The sequence below is a fragment of the Citrobacter tructae genome (assembly GCF_004684345.1).
GTDB lineage: Bacteria > Pseudomonadota > Gammaproteobacteria > Enterobacterales > Enterobacteriaceae > Citrobacter > Citrobacter tructae.
The window spans coordinates 2,828,691-2,843,621 of the sequence record NZ_CP038469.1 but is presented as its reverse complement, the minus strand read 5'-3'; the positions used below and the strand labels follow the sequence as shown (position 1 = coordinate 2,843,621).

General features: G+C 53.6%; 16 protein-coding genes. 14 read left to right on the top strand and 2 right to left on the bottom strand.

From position 1 onward, the window contains the following. Window positions 1-6 precede the first annotated feature (6 nt). Window positions 7-1,005, bottom strand: coding sequence for a class 1 fructose-bisphosphatase (gene fbp / locus E4Z61_RS14335; RefSeq protein WP_135323357.1), 999 nt, complete (start codon window positions 1,003-1,005; stop codon window positions 7-9). Window positions 1,006-1,180: 175 nt separating this feature from the next. Between fbp and mpl the strand changes: the two genes are divergently transcribed. From mpl to E4Z61_RS14310, 4 genes are all read left to right on the top strand, one after another. Next, window positions 1,181-2,548: a UDP-N-acetylmuramate:L-alanyl-gamma-D-glutamyl-meso-diaminopimelate ligase gene (mpl, locus tag E4Z61_RS14325; protein ID WP_135323356.1), complete on the top strand. Its 1,368-nt coding sequence runs from the start codon at window positions 1,181-1,183 to the stop codon at window positions 2,546-2,548. 124 nt (window positions 2,549-2,672) lie between these two features. Continuing rightward, on the top strand, window positions 2,673-4,403 hold the full coding sequence (locus E4Z61_RS14320) for an amidohydrolase (protein ID WP_135323355.1): 1,731 nt from the start codon (window positions 2,673-2,675) through the stop codon (window positions 4,401-4,403). Between the two features lie 281 nt (window positions 4,404-4,684). Then, window positions 4,685-6,028: an APC family permease gene (locus E4Z61_RS14315; RefSeq protein ID WP_135323354.1), complete on the top strand. Its 1,344-nt coding sequence runs from the start codon at window positions 4,685-4,687 to the stop codon at window positions 6,026-6,028. A 57-nt stretch (window positions 6,029-6,085) separates the two neighbouring features. Next, window positions 6,086-6,610, top strand: a complete 525-nt coding sequence (locus E4Z61_RS14310) for a GNAT family N-acetyltransferase (RefSeq protein ID WP_135323353.1) — start codon at window positions 6,086-6,088, stop codon at window positions 6,608-6,610. A 40-nt stretch (window positions 6,611-6,650) separates the two neighbouring features. Here the strand turns inward: E4Z61_RS14310 and yjgA are convergent, their stop codons facing one another. Further along, on the bottom strand, window positions 6,651-7,202 hold the full coding sequence (gene yjgA / locus E4Z61_RS14305) for a ribosome biogenesis factor YjgA (RefSeq protein ID WP_135323352.1): 552 nt from the start codon (window positions 7,200-7,202) through the stop codon (window positions 6,651-6,653). 95 nt (window positions 7,203-7,297) lie between these two features. Here yjgA and pmbA point away from each other — a divergent pair, with 95 nt between their 5' ends. From pmbA to dagF, 10 genes are all read left to right on the top strand, one after another. Beyond that, window positions 7,298-8,650 carry a metalloprotease PmbA gene (gene pmbA, locus E4Z61_RS14300; protein WP_135323351.1) on the top strand — a complete coding sequence of 451 codons (1,353 nt, stop codon included), beginning with the start codon at window positions 7,298-7,300 and terminating at the stop codon, window positions 8,648-8,650. 60 nt (window positions 8,651-8,710) lie between these two features. Beyond that, window positions 8,711-9,100 carry a cytochrome b562 gene (cybC, locus tag E4Z61_RS14295; protein WP_135323350.1) on the top strand — a complete coding sequence of 130 codons (390 nt, stop codon included), beginning with the start codon at window positions 8,711-8,713 and terminating at the stop codon, window positions 9,098-9,100. A gap of 346 nt (window positions 9,101-9,446) precedes the next feature. Next, the gene (locus E4Z61_RS14290; RefSeq protein WP_135323349.1) at window positions 9,447-9,767 is read left to right on the top strand and encodes a glycine dehydrogenase; all 321 of its coding nucleotides are present in this window, start codon (window positions 9,447-9,449) and stop codon (window positions 9,765-9,767) included. A gap of 10 nt (window positions 9,768-9,777) precedes the next feature. Further along, on the top strand, window positions 9,778-10,140 hold the full coding sequence (locus E4Z61_RS14285) for an SFCGS family glycine-rich protein (protein WP_003830384.1): 363 nt from the start codon (window positions 9,778-9,780) through the stop codon (window positions 10,138-10,140). A gap of 2 nt (window positions 10,141-10,142) precedes the next feature. Then, window positions 10,143-10,442: a DUF4312 family protein gene (locus E4Z61_RS14280; RefSeq protein ID WP_006686374.1), complete on the top strand. Its 300-nt coding sequence runs from the start codon at window positions 10,143-10,145 to the stop codon at window positions 10,440-10,442. Window positions 10,443-10,464: 22 nt separating this feature from the next. After that, complete coding sequence (locus E4Z61_RS14275; protein WP_135323348.1) at window positions 10,465-11,241, top strand: DUF4311 domain-containing protein; 777 nt, start codon at window positions 10,465-10,467, stop codon at window positions 11,239-11,241. An 11-nt stretch (window positions 11,242-11,252) separates the two neighbouring features. Beyond that, a complete protein-coding gene (locus E4Z61_RS14270) occupies window positions 11,253-11,897 on the top strand; it encodes a DUF4310 family protein (protein WP_135323347.1) in 645 nt (214 codons plus the stop codon). A gap of 59 nt (window positions 11,898-11,956) precedes the next feature. Then, entirely contained in the window at window positions 11,957-13,090 is a 1,134-nt protein-coding gene (locus E4Z61_RS14265; RefSeq protein ID WP_135323346.1) for an amidohydrolase/deacetylase family metallohydrolase, read from the top strand. Further along, complete coding sequence (locus E4Z61_RS14260; RefSeq protein WP_135323345.1) at window positions 13,074-14,192, top strand: DgaE family pyridoxal phosphate-dependent ammonia lyase; 1,119 nt, start codon at window positions 13,074-13,076, stop codon at window positions 14,190-14,192. Before E4Z61_RS14265 ends, E4Z61_RS14260 begins: the two co-directional genes overlap by 17 nt. After that, window positions 14,189-14,929: a 2-dehydro-3-deoxy-phosphogluconate aldolase gene (gene dagF / locus E4Z61_RS14255; protein ID WP_135323344.1), complete on the top strand. Its 741-nt coding sequence runs from the start codon at window positions 14,189-14,191 to the stop codon at window positions 14,927-14,929. Before E4Z61_RS14260 ends, dagF begins: the two co-directional genes overlap by 4 nt. Window positions 14,930-14,931 lie beyond the last annotated feature (2 nt).

Sequence of the window (14,931 nt, the reverse complement as noted above, 5' to 3'; positions counted from 1 at the left end):
TGAGTCTTACGCGTCCGGGAACTCGCGGATTAAACGCTCAACGTCTTCAACCATATGGTCGTTACCGACGAAGAATGAACGGCGCTGGTGCAGGCTTTCCGGGATGATATCCAGAATACGGTCTTTACCATCGCTTGCCTTACCGCCTGCTTGCTCGGCCAGGAGAGCCATTGGGTTGCATTCGTACAGCAGACGCAGTTTCCCTTCCGGGTGGCTGGCGGTGCTCGGATACAGGTAGATCCCGCCTTTCAGAAGATTGCGGTGGAAATCTGCAACCAGAGAGCCGATGTAGCGCGAGGTATACGGGCGCTGGGTTGCTTTATCTTCTTCCTGGCAGAATTTAATGTATTTCTTCACGCCATTCGGGAATTTGATGTAGTTGCCTTCGTTAATGGAGTAAGTACTGCCTTTTTCCGGGAAGCGCATGCGCTCCTGGCTGAGGCAAAATACGCCCAGAGAAGGATCGTAGGTGAACGCGTGTACGCCGCAGCCAGTGGTGTACACCAGCATGGTAGATGAGCCGTAAACAACGTAGCCCGCAGCAACTTGTTTGTTGCCCGGCTGCAGGAAATCCTCTTCCGTTACCGGCGTACCGACAGGGGTGACACGGCGATAAATCGAGAAGATCGTGCCAACAGAGACGTTAACATCGATGTTGGATGAGCCATCCAGCGGATCCATGAGTACAACGTATTTTGCGTGTTCACAACCTTCGAAGACGACGATTTCATCTTCTTCTTCTGAGGCAATGCCCGCCACAATATCGCGTGCCTTCAGCGCAGCTTTCAGTTTTTCGTTCGCGAACAGATCGAGTTTCTGTTGAACCTCTCCCTGCACGTTCTCAGCACCGCTGGCACCCAGGATATCGACCAGACCGGCCTTGTTGATATCGCGGTGGATGATCTTGGCGCCCAGCTTTATTGCCGATAACAAAGCAGTCAGCTCACCGGTAGCATGAGAGAACTCGTGCTGCTTTTCGACAATAAATTCACCTAACGTTTTCATAACACTTTCCCTGCAAATTGTATGGAGTAAAGCGACCGCAATAATCTTAACAAATATTTCAACCCTCGCGCTTAGGTGAATCGCGCCAGCAAACGACGGATTATCCTGAAATGCGTTTCTCACTTGGCTGACATATGCGTAAAATGGTCCCCAGATTAAAAAAGGATAGTGACGTATGCGCATTCATATTTTGGGAATTTGTGGCACCTTCATGGGCGGTCTGGCGATGCTAGCGCGTTCGCTCGGTCATGAAGTAACGGGTTCGGACGCCAATGTGTATCCGCCGATGAGTACCTTACTTGAGAAGCAGGGCATCTCCCTGATTCAGGGTTATGATGCCAGTCAGCTCGACCCCCAGCCGGATCTGGTGATTATCGGCAATGCCATGACACGTGGTAATCCGTGCGTGGAAGCAGTGCTGGAGAAGAATATCCCGTACATGTCCGGCCCGCAGTGGCTGCATGACTTTGTGCTTCGCGATCGCTGGGTGCTGGCAGTGGCGGGAACACACGGTAAAACCACTACCGCCGGAATGGCGACCTGGATCCTCGAAGTCTGCGGCTATAAGCCTGGATTTGTGATCGGCGGCGTACCGGGTAACTTCGAGGTTTCTGCGCGTCTGGGCGAAAGTGACTTTTTCGTCATTGAAGCGGACGAGTACGACTGTGCGTTCTTCGATAAGCGTTCTAAATTCGTGCATTACTGCCCGCGTACGCTGATCCTCAACAACCTTGAGTTTGATCACGCAGACATCTTTGACGATCTGAAAGCGATTCAGAAACAGTTCCACCATCTGGTGCGTATCGTGCCGGGCCAGGGACGTATCATCTACCCGGAAAACGACATCAATCTGAAACAGACGATGGCGATGGGCTGCTGGAGCGAGCAGGAACTGGTTGGCGAGCAAGGCCACTGGCTGGCGAAGAAACTGACCACCGATGCCTCCGAGTGGGAAGTGTTCCTGGACGGTGAAAGTGTCGGCGTTGTGAAGTGGGGCCTGGTCGGCGAACACAATATGCACAACGGCCTGATGGCGATTGCAGCTGCCCGCCATGTTGGTGTTACCCCTGCGGATGCGGCCAATGCGCTCGGTTCATTCATCAACGCACGTCGTCGTCTTGAACTGCGCGGTGAAGCCAATGGCGTGACGGTATATGACGATTTTGCCCATCACCCGACGGCCATTCTGGCGACGCTTGCCGCGCTGCGCGGAAAAGTCGGCGGCACGGCGCGTATTATTGCCGTACTGGAACCGCGCTCGAACACCATGAAAATGGGGCTGTGCAAAGACGATCTGGCACCGTCGTTAGGTCGTGCGGACGAAGTGTTCCTGCTGCAACCGCCACACATTCCGTGGCTGGTATCGGAAGTTGCAGAAGCCTGCGTTCAGCCTGCTCACTGGAACGGTGACGTTGACGCGCTGGCGGATATGGTGGTGAAAACCGCACAGCCAGGCGATCACATTCTGGTGATGAGCAACGGCGGGTTTGGTGGCATCCATCAAAAACTGTTAGACAAACTTGCGGCGAAAGCACAGCAGTGATCGACAGAACGTAATGTTATCTATGGCCAGCGGACACTCTGCTGGCCTTTTTTATACCTACGCCCTGGTTGCGAAGGCTTTTTTTACTCTTTTACGTTGAATAACGGATCCCGGAACCCCCTTCATGATGACTGACTCCCTGAATCCAGATGTGATTTACCATAACGGTAAAATTTATACGGCAGATAAGTCCGATCAATTTTGTGAAGCTATCGCTATCAAACAAGGCTATATCGCCGCTGTCGGCAGCAGTCATGAACTGCTGGCGTTGGCGGGAACCCAAACGGAAGTGATCGATCTTGAAAAAAGGGTCATTCTGCCGGGGCTTATCGATAGTCATATGCATCCATTCTGGGGAGGTAAACAGCTTCGTGGCTGTAACCTGAATTATGCGGCACTGACGGTAGAAGGAACTCTGGCGTTAATACAGAAGCATCTTGATGAGGATCCGCTGAAGGAAGAGGACGATTGGCTTTCCGTCCGCGCCTGGCAGCGTCAGGCGATGATCCCTGCCGGTGCCGACATGTGTCGTAAATCACTGGATACCCTGAACACGCGCCGCCCGGTGGTGCTTTTTTCCAATGACTGCCATACCCTGGCGGCGAACAGCCGTGCGCTCGAGATGCTGGGCATCACCGAAGAGACCCCCGTTCCGGCGGATGGCAAAATTGGTCGGGATGAAACGGGTCGCTTAAACGGGATCCTGGAAGATGCGCCAGCCATGCGTGCTTTCGACAGCATCCCGACCGGTACGCCGGAACAGTGTGTGCTGATCGCCCGTCATGTTCAGCGGGTTCTGAATCAGCAGGGTGTGACAACGGTCATGGATACCCGGGTTTACGAAGAGCAACTGAAAGCGTTCGCTGTTTTGCGTGATAGAGGCGAGTTAACCCTGCGTATGTGCGGCGCGCGTGAAATTACGCCAGACAGCGTGGCCGGTCCACAGGATGCCGCCCGCGCGCTGGATGAACTTGTTGCCTTTAACCAACGCTGGAACGACCCCGTGTGGCAGCCAGCACCTGGTTTTGGCGTCAGCCATGTGAAGTTCTTTGTCGATGGTGTGTTACAACCGCCGACCATGACCGCATCGCTGCTGCAGCCTTACCGCAAAAATAGAGGGACGCACGCGCAACCTGACTGGCAGCCGACGGAAGATTACGGCGATCTCTACTTCACACCCGATGTCTTTAATGCGTTGATCAATGAATGCGGCCGCACGGGCGTTCATCCACATATGCATACGGTGGCGGAAGGGGCAATAGAGATGGCGCTGGATGCGTTGCAGGAGATGCGCCAGACCTGGCCGCAGAAGGATGTCCGACCGGGTCTTGCACATAATGAACTTGCGGCGGCGCATCAGTATGCCCGTTTTGCCGAGCTGGATGTTACGGCGGTGCTCTCGTATCAGTGGGCAGGACTGCCAGCGGTGTTGATTGAGGAAGAGCGCGCCATGCTGGGTGAAGCGCGTTTTCCCCATCTTGAACCACAAGGACGATTCCTTGATGCCGGTGCGCGTCTGGCATATGGCAGCGACTGGCCCATCGACCGTCTTGATGAGTGGTATAATCTGCAAATAGCCATGACGCGTCGGGCGTGGGATGCGGAAGGTAATCCTGCGGGGCCGCGTCTGGATAATGACCGCAATTTAACCCTGACAGAAGTGCTGCGCTCCGCCACAATCGATGCAGCATACATGATAGCCCGTGACGAGGAGATCGGTTCTCTGGAGCCCGGTAAGCTTGCTGATCTGATCGTGCTGAAAGATGACATCTTCAGCAACCCGCCCGAAACCTTATTTAAAACGCGGGTGATGTGTACGGTTGTCGGCGGCAAAGTGGTCTGGCAGGACGCCTAATATTGTGAAATAAACAGCCTGTTTTTGTAACAAAAACAGGCTGAACTATTTATAGGGTTGTATTTAAACAGAAGAAATACCCTCTATTCCATTCTGTTTTCGTTGCTCTCAATATTTACATATGGAATAAGTTAAGAAAACTAAAGTGAATGATTTTATATGGACAGAGCGCTTATTATGCTTTTCAAAATCTGGCCCATATGTAAGAATCCGCGGTCTTTTTTTAATTATAAATGAACCTTTCAACGGTACCTTTTTCAGGGCCAGGAGATGATACGGGAATGCCACAAAAACATCAGCTACGAAGAGTGCTTAAAACACCGGCCCTTGTCGCGTTTGGTCTGGCGTATATGGTTCCGCTGGGCGTATTTACCACCTATGGACAGGTGACAGTCCTCAGCGAAGGGCATCTGCCAGTCGCCTATCTTGTCACGATTGCGACGATTCTGTTTACTGCGTTGAGTTACTGTCGTATGACCAGCGCGCTGCCGTTGGCTGGTTCTGCTTATTCCTATGTACAGCGCAGTTTTGGCGGTAAAACGGGATTTTTAGTCGGATGGGCGCAGATCCTGGATTATTTATTCCTGCCAATTCTGAATTATCTTGTTTTAGGCATTTTCCTGCATGAGGCATTCCCGGCGATTCCGGCTCCTGTCTTTGTTCTGGCATCTATTTTATCGGTCAGTCTGCTGAATATTCTTGGTGTACGGCTGATGACATCCGTTAATTTCACATTAATAGCGGCACAGTTAATTTTTATCGTGTTGTTTATCACCCTCTCTTTTAGCCAGGCTGATTTGAGTCCGGATGCGCTGATGCGTCCTCTGTTAGTCAACAGTGGGCATCTGGGCGGATTACTGGCTGGTGCGGCGGTACTTTGCCTGGCATTTTTGGGTTTTGACGCTATCGCGACCATGGCTGAAGAAGCCTATGATGCGAAACGGACATTGCCTCGCGCGATTATCATTACCGTACTTCTGGCTGGCGTTATCTTTATCGCCGTGTCGTATGCAGCACATTTGGTCTACCCGGACTGGCAATCGCTGATTCCGGTTCAGGATACCGCAAGCTTGGTTGTGTCGGAAAAAGTGGGCGGCAAATGGATGTACAACTTCTTTATGGCGGCCTATCTGACCGGCGTGTATGCCTCTGCAATGACGGCTCAGACCGGCGTATCGCGCATCTTCTATGCGATGGGGCGTGAGGGTGTATTGCCGAGAAAAATCTTTTTCCATCTGCATTCCCGATTCCATACGCCATACCGGGCCATTATTTTCGTCGCGCTGGTATCCCTGACGGCACTGGAACTGAGTCTGGATCTTGTCGTCTCGATGATAAGTTTCGGGGCGCTCGTTGCCTTTACGTTTGTGAATCTCAGCGTCATTAAACACTTCCTGATCAATGAGCGACGTCGCGGCATTTCCGCGCTGTTTCACTATGGACTGCTGCCGTTACTCGGGGTGTGTATGTCGGTGTGGCTGTGGACAAACCTGGCACCGGACGCGCTAAAAGTAGGCCTCGTGTGGTTAGCGGTTGGGTTCGCCTGGCTGCTGTATATGACGCGTGGTTTACGCCAGTCTCCCCCATCTGTTGATTATGATGAAATCGCGCATCTGATTGATTAATCGTCGCTCCCGCGCACTGAGGTGCGCGGGTTTTCATTTCTCTGCTTATCACCTTATATGCTGACCTGTAAAAAAATAACCTCGACAGACTCGATGCTTTTTCAGCGTTTGGACGCGCTATATTCTGCGGCTTTCCCCTGGCACGAACAGCGGGAAATACATGCGAAACAGCAGGCAATTGCCAGCCCGCATTACGCGCTTGAAGGGTGGTTTAAAGAGGAACTGTTTATTGGCCTGAGCGGATGCTGGACCTTTGACGACTATGTCTACGTTGAACATCTGGCGATTGATGGGGCATTGCGATCGCAGGGTTATGGCAAAATCCTACTCGGGCAGATTCTTGCGCGGTCGCCGATGACGATTCTGGAGATTGATCCACTGACGACGGAAATTGCCAGGAAACGGCTGCGGTTTTACGAATCGATGGGGTTTTTCGCGAATCCTTGGCCGCACACTCATCCGGCTTATCATTCAGGTATGGCCGGACATGAGCTAATGGTACTGAGTTATCCGGTACCGATAGATGCGTTGCACTATGCGCGTTTCAATGCGGATTTATGCCATCGCGTAATGGCTCTGTAAGCAAAAATGCCCCAGCAAAGCAGGGGCATCCGGGACGATGTTACGCTTCGTTTTCAGCCAGCTCACGCAGATACTGGAAAATCTGACGTGCTGATTTCGGCGGCTTATTGCCTTCTTGCTCTTTCTTCGCATTGCGTACCAGAGAACGAAGCTGTTGGCGATCGGCGTTCGGCCACAGTTTTAATACTTCCGCTACCGCATCATCACCTTCAACGATTAAACGGTCGCGCAACTGCTCAAGCTTGTGAAACAGTACAACCTGCTGGTTGTGGCGGTTTTTCAGCTTATCCAGCGCCTGACGGATAGGATCAACATCGCGCTGACGCAGCATTTTACCAATCAGCTGCAGCTGGCGGCGACGGCCTTCCATCTTGATGCGCTGAGCCAGCTCAATGGCGGCACGTAAATCCGCATCGAGCGGGATTTTATCCAGCGCATTTTTCCCCAGTTTTACCAGTTCCACACCCAGGTGTTTTAACTCCTCGGCGTCACGTTTTATTTCACTTTTACTGACCCAGATAATTTCATCGTCTTCGTCTTCGATGTCATCACCGGGAACGTCGTCGAGCCAGTCTTCGGGCTGCTTAGTCATGTCAGGCTCCTTAAAAAAAGAGGCTAATGTTACCAGTTAAGATGCGCACTGAAAAACGGTTCTCTGTTAGACTTCAGAGAAACTCTCTCTACATTATGGCATTTGCGATGAAAGTAATCTCACAAGTTGAAGCGCAGCGTAAGATTCTGGAAGAAGCAGTCTCGACAGCACTGGAATTAGCGTCAGGTCAGTCGGACGGTGCAGAAGTCGCCGTAAGCAAGACGACGGGTATTAGCGTCAGCACCCGTTATGGTGAAGTGGAGAACGTCGAATTCAACAGTGACGGCGCGCTGGGTATTACGGTGTATCACCAGAACCGTAAGGGCAGTGCATCGTCCACCGATTTAAGTCCACAGGCAATTGCCCGCACCGTGCAGGCCGCGCTGGATATTGCCCGTTACACCTCGCCGGACCCGTGCGCAGGCGTGGCGGATAAAGAACTGCTGGCCTTTGATGCGCCAGATTTAGATCTATTCCACCCGGCGGAAGTCTCGCCTGACGAAGCCATTGAACTGGCGGCGCGTGCAGAACAAGCGGCGTTGCAGGCCGATAAGCGCATTACTAATACCGAAGGCGGCAGCTTTAACAGCCACTATGGCATCAAAGTATTTGGTAACAGCCACGGTATGCTGCAAGGCTACTGCTCCACGCGTCACTCGCTTTCCAGTTGTGTTATCGCGGAAGAAAATGGCGACATGGAACGCGATTACGCCTACACCATTGGTCGCGCAATCGGCGATCTGCAAACGCCGGAGTGGGTTGGCGCTGACTGTGCGCGTCGTACCTTATCCCGCTTGTCTCCGCGTAAACTTTCCACCATGAAGGCGCCGGTTATTTTCGCCAATGAAGTGGCGAACGGATTGTTCGGACACCTGGTTGGCGCGATTGCCGGTGGATCGGTGTATCGCAAATCCACTTTCCTGCTGGATTCGCTGGGTAAACAAATTCTGCCGGAATGGCTGACCATTGAAGAACATCCGCACCTGCTGAAAGGACTGGCGTCTTCGCCGTTCGACAGCGAAGGCGTACGGACTGAACGTCGCGACATTATCAAAGACGGTGTGCTGACCCAGTGGCTGCTGACTAATTATTCTGCCCGTAAGCTGGGGCTGAAGAGCACCGGCCATGCTGGCGGTATTCACAACTGGCGAATTCCGGGACAAGGTCTAAGCTTCGAGCAGTTGCTCAAAGAGATGGGCACAGGCCTGGTAGTGACCGAGCTGATGGGGCAGGGCGTGAGTGGTATTACCGGCGACTATTCGCGCGGCGCGGCTGGCTTCTGGGTCGAAAATGGTGAAATTCAGTATCCGGTGAGTGAAATCACCATCGCCGGTAATTTGAAAGATATGTGGCGCAATATTGTCACCGTGGGTAACGATATTGAAACGCGCAGTAATATACAGTGTGGTTCCGTACTGTTGCCGGAGATGAAAATCGCCGGGCAGTAGATTTGAAGTGGCGCGACCTGCCGCGCCATAAACGTCGATAATAATAAAAGGAAGTAAGCAATGCGTAAAAAGTTACTCGCTATGCTGGCGGTGTCCTCTCTCGTGCTGTGTTCGGCAAATGTCTTTGCTACCGACCTCGAAGACGATATGGGGATCCTCAACGACAACCTGAAAATCGTGGAAAAAACGGATAACGCAGTTGAACTGAAGGGCGCGTTAACCAAAATGCGTGCAGCCGCGCTAGACGCCCAAAAGGGCACACCACCGAAGCTGGAAAGCAAATCCCCGGACAGCCCGGAGATGAAGGATTTCCGCCACGGTTTTGACACGCTGATCGGTCAGATCGATGGTGCGTTAAAACTGGCGAACGAAGGTAAAGTCAAAGAGGCGAAAGCCGCTGCGGAAGAGCTAAAAACCACGCGCAACGCTTACCATAAGAAGTATCGTTAATTTATTTATGCGGCCTGCGTAGTCCGTAGGCCGCATATGATGCGCCAGCGTCGCCATCCTGTACCGCAACCTCCCATAAGCAAACGCTATCCCCATCACATTTTTTAACTTTTAACGCCAACCTGTTATTCCTGCCGCTTGCGGTTCTCCTGCTATCTCGTGCGATCCCCATCACGTTATTCCGCTGAAAAATCGTCAATTCACCCCTTTTTGCGGCACAGATCACTATCACTGCGCCCCTTTCCACTTCGAAGTGGAAAACAACTCGCTACAAACTTTTAACCTCCACCGCTAATTTACCCTCAGAGCCATTAGTGGGGTAAGACGAGTGAATAACGGAGCTGTAATGAATGACATGGGGGAACCGGTGACACCGTCTGGTGAACTGGCTGAACGCATGCTGGCACAGGTGTATGCCTTGTTGCGCGCACGCCACATCATTCCCAATGCCGTACAGGAACAAATGCTGACATCGCATGTTCGCGCTATGGCGCACCGCTCGGTGACGGGCGAACCATTACCCGAAGTCGATGCCAGCTTATTTGATGAAATTTCAGCCGAATCAATGGCGCTTGCCCGCGACGTCGTAGCGCAGTTTGGCAATCTTCCCGAGGAAGAGGCCTGGCTGCTGTCGGTGCATTTCGAAGTCGCGAAAGACAACCTTTAAGGAGCACAAGATGGAACAGATTACAGTCGTAATTGGCGATCGTCTGGGTAAAGGCCAGAAAGTGGCTGCAGGCGTCGAGAAAGCCGGTGGACGTGCGGTCGTGGTACCGGGCGTGGCGGCAGATATGAAACTGGGTGACGTGATGAAAGCGGAAAATGCCACCTTTGGTATCTCGTTTTGTGGCAGCGGCGGCGCAGGCGCCATCACCGCGCAAACCAAGTATGGCTACAAAGCCAAATACGGCATGCGCTCGGTTGATGAAGGCGTGACGGCCATCAACGAAGGCTGCAACGTGCTGGGGTTCGGCTTTATGGACAAAGAAGAGCTCGGCGAGCGCCTGGTGCAGGCGTGGCAAAAGAAACACGGCGCTTAAGCATGAAAGAGCAATTCACCACCACGGTGAGAGTCACTGGCAAAGGTGACGCCAAAGCGCGCGCCTTTGCCGATGCCCTGAACCACGTTCAGGCAGCGGTGATGAAAGCATCGCCGCACATCTTACTGCGTATTGAGCCACAGGATGTGCAGGTTGTTCAAGCGCGTGAAACGGTGCGTAAAGAGGCGTTTTTATTCCTCTTTTTGCGCCGCGAAAGACGCACCTTTAGCGTGGAGCTGGATGTGACCGTCAACGTGACTGCCATCAATCTCGACAAGGTGGATTTCGTTACGCAACGCTGATTCTCTATTAAAAGGCATAATTATGTTCCTGATAATATTAATAAAATCGCTCATCATCGGCGGCCTGGTCGGCGTAGGTGTCGGCGCTGGGGCTGCACGCATGTTTCATGCGCCTACCTCTCAGGGGATGGGCGCGTTTCGAACCCTGGGGGAACTGAATTCCTGTGAAGGGGATCCGGCTTCTCACTTCTCATTCGGCCTGGGCTTCTTCTTTAACGCCTGGGCTTCCTCCGTTGCGGCGGGTGCGTTCACGCAGGACGTTGACCACCGCATCATCCCCAACTGGGGCGCGGCCGCGTTGATGATTAAAAATCGCAATGTCGGTGAAACGCTGCACGATCCTAAGCGCATGGCGATTGCCTGTGGCGTCATTGGCATGATTGTCGTCACCTTCCTAAACCTGACCGCCTCATCCGTACCGGCTGCGCTGCAGGTTACCGCCGTCAAAGTGCTGGTGCCAGCGGCAAACCTGCTGGTCAACACCGTGATGCCGGTGATCTTCTGGTTGGCGGCGATCGATGCCGGTAAGAAATCAGGCTTCTGGGCGACCGTCTTTGGCGGCGCAGCGCAGTTGATTATGGGCAACGCCGTACCGGGTCTGGTACTCGGTATTCTGATCGGCAAAGGTGTTGAAGAGAGCGGCTGGAACCACGTCACCAAAGTGATGATGGTGGCTATTGTCGCGCTGTTTGTCCTGAGCGGTTTCTTCCGCGGCTTCGACATGAAGATGATCGAATCCTTCCATCTGACCGTGCCGAACTGGCTGGAACTGATCCACAACTCACTCAGCGGTAAATAACGGAGGCCATCATGGAACAGAATAAAGGTTTTTGGTTTGCCGACTGGTCGTTTCCGATCTTCGTTGGCCTGCTATCCTCCGGCGTATTTGCCGGAACGCACATGTACTACCTGTACGGTATTGGCGCATTTAACGAAGTTGCTTTTGTGGCGATGCTGAAGGCGGGTATGGATACCGGCTCCTACGGGGCGGTGGCGGCATTTGGTGCAAGCTTCCTGTTTGCCCGCATTATTGAAGGTTCGCTGGTGGGAATTTTGGATATTGGCGGGGCGATTCAGACCGGTGTTGGCTTAGGCGTTCCGGCGCTGCTGCTGGGTGCGGGCATTATCTTCCCGGTCGCTAACTTCGCAGCCTCGCTGGTTACCGGTCTGGTGATTGGCCTGGCGATTGGTTACGTCATCATCCTGGCGCGTAAGTTCACCATCAATCAGAGCGACTCGACCTACGGTGCGGACGTAATGATGGGGGCCGGTAACGCCTCCGGTCGCTTCCTCGGACCCTTGATTATTCTCAGCGCGATGACAGCTTCTATTCCTATCGGAATCGGTTCTCTGGCGGGTGCGCTGCTGTTTTACCTGTGGCAGAAACCGATCACCGGCGGCGCGATCCTCGGCGCTATGATCCTCGGTTCGATCTTCCCGATTGCGATTAACTAAGCGTTGCTTTGTTGGCCGGATAAGGCGGTTATGCAGCCATCCGGCAAAAGGAGAGAGAAATGTTTGATTTACTCCTGCGCCATGCGCGTCTGGTTGACGATACGGTGAGCGATATTGCTGTCAAGGACGGCAAAATTGCGGCGCTGGGCGAGATTACCGCTCCAGCGGTGAAAACCGTCGATTTACGCGGTGAGTGTTTTGTGAGCGCTGGGTGGATTGATTCTCACGTCCACTGCTACCCGAAATCCCCGATTTATCATGACCAGCCTGACAGCATCGGCATTGCCACCGGCGTGACTACGGTGGTGGATGCCGGCAGCACCGGTGCGAACGATATAGATGATTTCTATACCTTAACCCGCGAAGCGGCCACTGATGTTTATGCTCTGCTGAATATTTCCCGCGTTGGGCTGATTGCGCAAAACGAGTTGGCCAACATGGCCAACATTGATGCCGACGCGGTGCGGCAGGCAGTGCAACGCCATCCTGATTTTATCGTCGGTCTGAAGGCGCGAATGAGCAGCAGCGTGGTCGGTGAAAACGGCATCACACCGCTGGATTGTGCCAAAACGATGCAAGCAGAGAATGGTGATTTGCCGCTGATGGTACACATTGGTAACAACCCGCCGGATCTGGATGAGATCGCCGAACGCCTGGCGTCGGGCGACATCATTACCCACTGTTACAACGGCAAACCGAACCGCATTCTGACGCCAGAAGGCGAGTTGCGGGCCTCGGTAACACGGGCACTTGCTCGCGGCGTGCGTCTGGATGTTGGGCATGGCACTGCCAGCCTGAGCTTTGCGGTGGCGAAACGCGCTATCGGCCTGGGCATTTTGCCGCACACCATCAGCTCCGACATTTACTGCCGCAACCGCATCAGCGGGCCGGTGCATTCCCTGGCGAACGTGATGTCGAAATTTCTCGCCATAGGCATGTCGCTACCACAGGTCATTGAGTGTGTGACCGCCAATGCCGCCGACGGTTTGCGCCTGAAACATAAAGGCCGGCTACAGGTCGGTCTGGATGCTGATCTGACCCTCTTTACGCTTAAGCGCCAGCCAACCGTGCTGGTAGATGCAGAAAACGACAGCCTGCAGGCTGAACAACTGCTGGTGCCGCTTGCCGCAATACGTGCGGGCAAGGGCTATATGACCGAACAAGGGAGCGCAGAACATGCCTTCGATTTTTGAGAAATATGATTTAAAACAGGTAATTAACACATCAGGCCGCATGACGGCGCTCGGCGTTTCCACGCCGCGACCAGAAGTCGTTGAGGCCGCGATGGCGGGGATGAATCAGTACTTCGAAATGAAAGATCTGGTCAATAAAACCGGAGACTACATCGCGAAGTTACTTGAGGTTGAAGGGGCAACGGTTGTTTCCTGTGCCTCGGCGGGGATTGCCCTGTCGGTGGCGGCAGTGCTGGTGAAAGACAGCGACTGGCTGCTGGAAAATCTGCATGTAACGCCAATCGACAATAACGAAATCGTGCTACCCAAAGGTCACAACGTCAACTTTGGCGCACCGGTTGGCACAATGGTGGCGCTCGGCGGCGGCAAGTTAGTGGAAGCGGGTTACGCTAACGAATGCTCTGCGGCACAGTTGGCTGCGGCCATTTCGCCGCGAACGGCGGCCATTTTATATATCAAATCTCACCATTGCGTACAGAAAAGCATGCTCAGCGTGGAACAGGCTGCGGTGGTCGCGCGTACGCATAATCTACCGCTGATTGTGGATGCAGCGGCGGAGGAAGATTTGCAGTGTTACTACCGCGTGGGGGCGGACCTGGTGATTTATAGCGGTGCCAAGGCGATTGAAGGGCCAACCAGCGGTCTGGTGATTGGCAAAACGCAATATGTTGAGTGGGTGAAGCGCCAGACGGCGGGCATTGGCCGGGCGATGAAGGTTGGTAAAGAAGGCATTCTTGGCCTGACCTGCGCCATCGAACTGTACCTGAGTGCGCAGAAAGAAAGCGGTGCGGAGATGGTCGAGAAAATGACGCCGTTTATTAATGCACTGAATACCTTTAATGGCGTCAGCGCTCGCGTGGTATGGGATAGCGCAGGACGTGACATTGCGCGTACCGAAATTAAGTTTGATGAAGCGGTAACCGGTATCGCCACGGGTGAACTGGTCGAAGCACTGAAACAGGGGGAGTACGCGATTTACTTCCGTGGTTACAAAGCCAACGAAGGCATTATCGAGGCGGATGTGCGTAGCGTCGATCGCGCGCAGTTGGAGATTGTGGCGCGTCGGATTGGTGAAGTGACTCAACAGGAGAAAAAAGCATGAAACTGACCCCTAATTTTTATCGCGATCGCGTCTGCCTGAACGTGCTGGCTGGCACAAAAGAGAACGCCCGGGATATTTACACGGCGGCAGAAGGACACGTGCTGGTCGGCGTGCTCTCCAAAAATTATGCGAGCGTTGAAAGCGCGGTGGCGGATATGCGTGAATACGCAGCGCTCATCGATAACGCGCTCTCCGTGGGGCTGGGGGCGGGCGACCCGAACCAGTCGGCGATGGTCAGTGAAATCTCCCGTCAGGTGCAGCCACAGCATGTCAATCAGGTGTTTACCGGCGTGGCAACCAGCCGTGCGTTGCTGGGCCAGCAGGACACGGTGGTCAATGGTCTGGTCTCGCCAACCGGCACGCCGGGCATGGTGAAAATATCCACTGGCCCGCTGAGTAGCCAGACGCCGGACGGCATTGTGCCGGTAGAAACTGCGATTGCGATGCTCAAAGACATGGGGGGCAGCTCAATTAAATACTTCCCGATGGGCGGTCTAAAATGCCGTGATGAATACATCGCGGTCGCGCAAGCCTGCGCGCGTCATGACTTCTGGTTGGAGCCGACGGGCGGCATTGACCTGGAAAACTTTGCTGAGATTTTGCAGATTGCCCTTGATGCCGGCGTGAGTAAAATCATTCCTCACATTTATAGTTCTATTATTGATAAGGTGAATGGTAACACTCGCCCGGACGACGTACGCCAACTGATGGCGATGACCCGAGTCTGTGTAGGCTAACT

Bases quoted from the DNA above. Each gene is read 5' to 3' on its own strand.
- fbp (WP_135323357.1), bottom strand. From the start codon at position 1,005: ATGAAAACGTTAGGTGAATTTATTGTCGAAAAGCAGCACGAGTTCTCT.
- mpl (WP_135323356.1), top strand. From the start codon at position 1,181: ATGCGCATTCATATTTTGGGAATTTGTGGCACCTTCATGGGCGGTCTG.
- E4Z61_RS14320 (WP_135323355.1), top strand. From the start codon at position 2,673: ATGATGACTGACTCCCTGAATCCAGATGTGATTTACCATAACGGTAAA.
- E4Z61_RS14315 (WP_135323354.1), top strand. From the start codon at position 4,685: ATGCCACAAAAACATCAGCTACGAAGAGTGCTTAAAACACCGGCCCTT.
- E4Z61_RS14310 (WP_135323353.1), top strand. From the start codon at position 6,086: ATGCTGACCTGTAAAAAAATAACCTCGACAGACTCGATGCTTTTTCAG.
- yjgA (WP_135323352.1), bottom strand. From the start codon at position 7,202: ATGACTAAGCAGCCCGAAGACTGGCTCGACGACGTTCCCGGTGATGAC.
- pmbA (WP_135323351.1), top strand. From the start codon at position 7,298: ATGGCATTTGCGATGAAAGTAATCTCACAAGTTGAAGCGCAGCGTAAG.
- cybC (WP_135323350.1), top strand. From the start codon at position 8,711: ATGCGTAAAAAGTTACTCGCTATGCTGGCGGTGTCCTCTCTCGTGCTG.
- E4Z61_RS14290 (WP_135323349.1), top strand. From the start codon at position 9,447: ATGAATGACATGGGGGAACCGGTGACACCGTCTGGTGAACTGGCTGAA.
- E4Z61_RS14285 (WP_003830384.1), top strand. From the start codon at position 9,778: ATGGAACAGATTACAGTCGTAATTGGCGATCGTCTGGGTAAAGGCCAG.
- E4Z61_RS14280 (WP_006686374.1), top strand. From the start codon at position 10,143: ATGAAAGAGCAATTCACCACCACGGTGAGAGTCACTGGCAAAGGTGAC.
- E4Z61_RS14275 (WP_135323348.1), top strand. From the start codon at position 10,465: ATGTTCCTGATAATATTAATAAAATCGCTCATCATCGGCGGCCTGGTC.
- E4Z61_RS14270 (WP_135323347.1), top strand. From the start codon at position 11,253: ATGGAACAGAATAAAGGTTTTTGGTTTGCCGACTGGTCGTTTCCGATC.
- E4Z61_RS14265 (WP_135323346.1), top strand. From the start codon at position 11,957: ATGTTTGATTTACTCCTGCGCCATGCGCGTCTGGTTGACGATACGGTG.
- E4Z61_RS14260 (WP_135323345.1), top strand. From the start codon at position 13,074: ATGCCTTCGATTTTTGAGAAATATGATTTAAAACAGGTAATTAACACA.
- dagF (WP_135323344.1), top strand. From the start codon at position 14,189: ATGAAACTGACCCCTAATTTTTATCGCGATCGCGTCTGCCTGAACGTG.